The organism is Megasphaera sp. ASD88 (assembly GCF_002287425.1).
Lineage (GTDB): Bacteria > Bacillota > Negativicutes > Veillonellales > Megasphaeraceae > Megasphaera > Megasphaera stantonii.
Genome location: NZ_NQXW01000044.1, coordinates 1 through 3,679 on the forward strand (window position 1 = coordinate 1; position 3,679 = coordinate 3,679).

At 37.1% G+C, this 3,679-nt stretch carries 7 protein-coding genes; all 7 read left to right on the forward strand.

Annotation, left to right across the window (positions count from 1 at the left end; all coding sequences use genetic code 11):
- Nucleotides 1-111 (forward strand): phage holin family protein (locus CJ260_RS12290; protein WP_143747677.1); only part of this gene is annotated, 111 nt, incomplete at its 5' end.
- Nucleotides 108-653 (forward strand): N-acetylmuramoyl-L-alanine amidase, encoded by a 546-nt coding sequence (locus CJ260_RS12295; protein WP_095630410.1) that lies wholly within the window; start codon nucleotides 108-110, stop codon nucleotides 651-653. The genes CJ260_RS12290 and CJ260_RS12295, both read left to right, overlap by 4 nt.
- A gap of 46 nt (nucleotides 654-699) precedes the next feature.
- A complete protein-coding gene (locus CJ260_RS12300) occupies nucleotides 700-906 on the forward strand; it encodes a hypothetical protein (RefSeq protein WP_095630411.1) in 207 nt (68 codons plus the stop codon).
- On the forward strand, nucleotides 903-1,199 hold the full coding sequence (locus CJ260_RS12305) for a hypothetical protein (protein ID WP_095630412.1): 297 nt from the start codon (nucleotides 903-905) through the stop codon (nucleotides 1,197-1,199). The genes CJ260_RS12300 and CJ260_RS12305 overlap by 4 nt, the downstream gene beginning before the upstream one ends.
- 165 nt (nucleotides 1,200-1,364) lie before the next feature.
- Entirely contained in the window at nucleotides 1,365-1,856 is a 492-nt protein-coding gene (locus tag CJ260_RS12310; protein WP_095630413.1) for a hypothetical protein, read from the forward strand.
- The gene (locus CJ260_RS12315) at nucleotides 1,856-2,491 is read left to right on the forward strand and encodes a hypothetical protein (protein WP_095630414.1); all 636 of its coding nucleotides are present in this window, start codon (nucleotides 1,856-1,858) and stop codon (nucleotides 2,489-2,491) included. Before CJ260_RS12310 ends, CJ260_RS12315 begins: the two co-directional genes overlap by 1 nt.
- A complete protein-coding gene (locus tag CJ260_RS12320) occupies nucleotides 2,491-3,408 on the forward strand; it encodes a hypothetical protein (RefSeq protein WP_095630415.1) in 918 nt (305 codons plus the stop codon). Before CJ260_RS12315 ends, CJ260_RS12320 begins: the two co-directional genes overlap by 1 nt.
- Nucleotides 3,409-3,679 lie beyond the last annotated feature (271 nt).

Sequence of the window (3,679 nt, forward strand, 5' to 3'; positions counted from 1 at the left end):
AACGAAGGCCTGTCCATACTGGAAAATGCCGGGAAGGCCGGGCTTCCTATTCCGAAAAAATTGCGAGATACGCTAGAGCAGCTGGCAAATGAGAAAGGAGCAAAACCATGAAAGTATTTATTAATCCTGGTCATGCGCCGAATGGCAAGCCCGATCCGGGCGCGGTAAACGCTAAAACAGGCCTGCGCGAATCAGACGTCGCGGCCGCCGTAGGCAACGCTGTGGCGCAGTATCTTATCAACGCTGGCGTGGCAGCGGTAGTGCTACAGCATGACAACCTGGCTACGGTTTGTGATACTGCAAATGCCAGCGGTGCCGATTTATTTATTTCTATCCACTGCAATGCGGCAGACTCTGCCGCGGCCTTGGGCACAGAGACGTACTGTTACCCCGGTTCTGCTGCTGGCGAAATGTTGGCCAAGGCAGTACAGCGCCAAATCGTCGACAGCCTGCATACCGTGGATCGAGGGGTCAAGCTGGCGATTCCGGGACAAAACGGGCTGTATGTGCTGAATAACACGTCTATGCCGGCGATTCTCGTCGAGCTTGCGTTTATCAGCAATGACCACGACGCTGATCTGCTGGCAAACTATCAGGATGCTTTTGCACGCGCGATTGCGCGCGGCGTGACGGATTATCAGTGTATGCAATAAGGAGGTGATCTCTTTATCTGTCGTTCCATGTGGAGGAGGTGAAAACGTGGGTAATCTACTCAAACGACTGCTGTCTAAGCTGCTCGCGTCTGAGCTCGACAAACGAAAAGAGCGCCTGCGATCTAAGCTGCAGGCTCAGATCAACACGACGTCATCGAGTTGGGTCAAAACGAGAAATCAGTTGTATATTGATTTGCTGGAAATCGCCAGCGAGTCTATGATTACGAAAATGGAAAAGGAGATTTTAAAATGAACGAAGACATCAAAAACGTAGTAACGAACGCATTGGAAGAAGTATTCGAAGAATTGAAAGATAACGCGTTGGACTTTGTAGAAAACACCGTTTTTCCTTATGTAGATGCCGCAATCAACGACTTTGAGGCGGCACAGACCGCCGAAGCCGAACAGTCCGCCTCTGGCTGGGTTAAAATCCGTGCGAAGCTCATCAACACTGGTATTAATCTCGTATGGTCCGTAGCTAAAAAAGTGGTTACGAAGATTTTAGAAAAAGCTGCGGACGACGAGACGGTGCCGGCTGTGAAGTAACATTATTGTAATATGGAGAGGGCACTAAGTTGAGTTAATCATTCAGTTTAGTGCCCTCTTTTTAAATTTTGGATTTGTTGCTATTAGTTTATAAATGCTATATAATGTGTATAATAAAAGTAGTAGTCTATAGTAGGCTCATTTTAAATCAGAGGGAGGTGCACTATGAGATATCAAAAAGCAAAGCTTTTTTGGCATGCGCAAAATGGTCATAAAAAAGTTTTCTGTATTCCTTTTGATGAGAAAGAAGAATACTACACTTTTTTAAAAAAATATCACGATTGCGGCTATAGGCAAACTATCCTTACCTCTGAAATTATTTTACATTTGATGGAGTACTTTGTTATTAAAAGAAATTTGTTAGTTTACAAGATTGTATTTATGGAGGAAGATTTAGAATTATTTGAAGAAATAAACAACTTATTACGTATTATTGCTTTAAATCGTGTTTATTTTGGGAAATTGACGGAAAGAATAAAATTTTTATCTGAAAAGTCTTCCATTGAAATCAAACGAATCTACTTTAAAGGAAGAAATGAAAAGAATGAAGCTGTAGATTTTTATTTACAAGCAAACGGTATAATAGGTATAAATGAACAATGCTATGAAGCTATTTCTAATGAAATAGGTCGCCAAATTATGGAGGACTTGTTTTAATGTTGCAAAAAATAGGTGCATTCTTTAGGCCATTTATTTTGACGTTGATTGGAATAATTGCAGTAAACTATATAAATATTTTTAATTATATTTCATTTATACCTCGGGATAGAGTATTTATTATTTGTTTACCGTTGTATGTTGGTGCATTAGATTTTTTATTGCGGGAAATAGTAGGCTTTGCACGAAAAAATTTTGTTTCTGAAATTAATGTCCTTTTTTCTATTAAAGATACAATTGCTAGTAAAGAAACAACACCGGTTATTAAATTTAATATGGAAGATTTAGCTGAAATAAGAGTTGTAATACAAGTATCGGGTAAGAAAGCACACTTTATAGGTACAAAGCTGGTTATTCCTAATATTGGTTTTGCAACTATGCAACTTAGTAAAAAAGATGATATAGCAAGTGTTGACATAGATGGAAATTTAATTATCAAATTGGAAGATGTATTTGGTAGTGTTGAGGAAAGAACTATCGCATCAACAAAATTTGATATTTTATTTATTCGGGAACCTGTGGAATCTGAAAGAAAAATAGACGTGGGCGCAAAATTTATCGATAATTGCCGATTTTATAAAAGAAGAATAATTTACCGAGGAAATAAATTTAGAATAATGGGAGACGAAAAGTAATGTCGACAACGAGATGGCTTGATTCTAAAACTAAAGATTTGGATAGTGCGATTGATTTGCTTATAGATCATGTCGAGGATGATAGTACTGGAAATATTTTATGGGTAGGATGGCGTCTGAAAAAAGTATTTGAGGAAAACCAAAGTATTCGATTAAATGGTAGAGATATAAAATACAATTTAATAAAATGTAGATATGAACAAATTAGCAGTGGAGAAACACCTATAGAAGATAGAACTGTTAATAAGACAACATCTATTATTGTATATTATAATGGCGTATCTATTAATTATATTATAGATCAGAATTCTTCTGCCCAAAAGATGTTGCGAAAATTGTTATCATATACAGGGAAAAATGAGATAACTAGAAATGTATATAATTTTACTACTGACTTTTTTATTTGGCTTATTGGTAAAGTGTACAATTCGGACAATGTTATTGAAGCGAATAATGATGATATATCAAGTTTGCGATTGGAATCTATAAAAGGCGTTAAAGGTGATACAGAAGATTTGCAAACTAAAGTTACAGCAGCCGGCGAGTCAGTAATGAATATTATTAGTACGTTATCGTTTTTATTAGAAAGTAAAAGGTTAGAGCAAATAAAAATAGAATTTAGCTATGCTGATCATGAGAAGATAAGCTTAATTTTAAAGAATGGTACGGTTTCTATTGATTTTGCACCTTATCAGGGCTGTTTTGAGAATGAAACTGAGGATTTAATACTGGCCCAAATATACTTACTAGTATATTTGGAGATATTACCTATTCTTTACCAAGAATATCAAAGCGATATAATAAATGGTATTTGGGGTGAAAATGCGTATAAAAAGTTTATGAAAAATGTTGCAGAGGAAATTACTCAAAGAATTGATAACAAAATAGGGATATTATCCGCGAACTCTCATAATTAACAGTATATTACGATGTGGCGGAAAAAAGAATAAATCAAGTAAAATAAAAATAGGGCACTAAGCTGATACATGATCGGCCTAGTGCCCTCTTTTTTGTTAACCATATTAACGTTAAAATAACTTTAAAGAGGCTGATAGGCTGTAAAGGTAGTGTCAAGTATTTTTCGCAAAATGGTTTGCAGGCCCTGATATGAGTGAAGTCACCCAGCAATGGAGGTATCCTCCAGAGCCGCCTGTAGGTGCTTCATGTTCATGTACTTCTTGTTGCCCC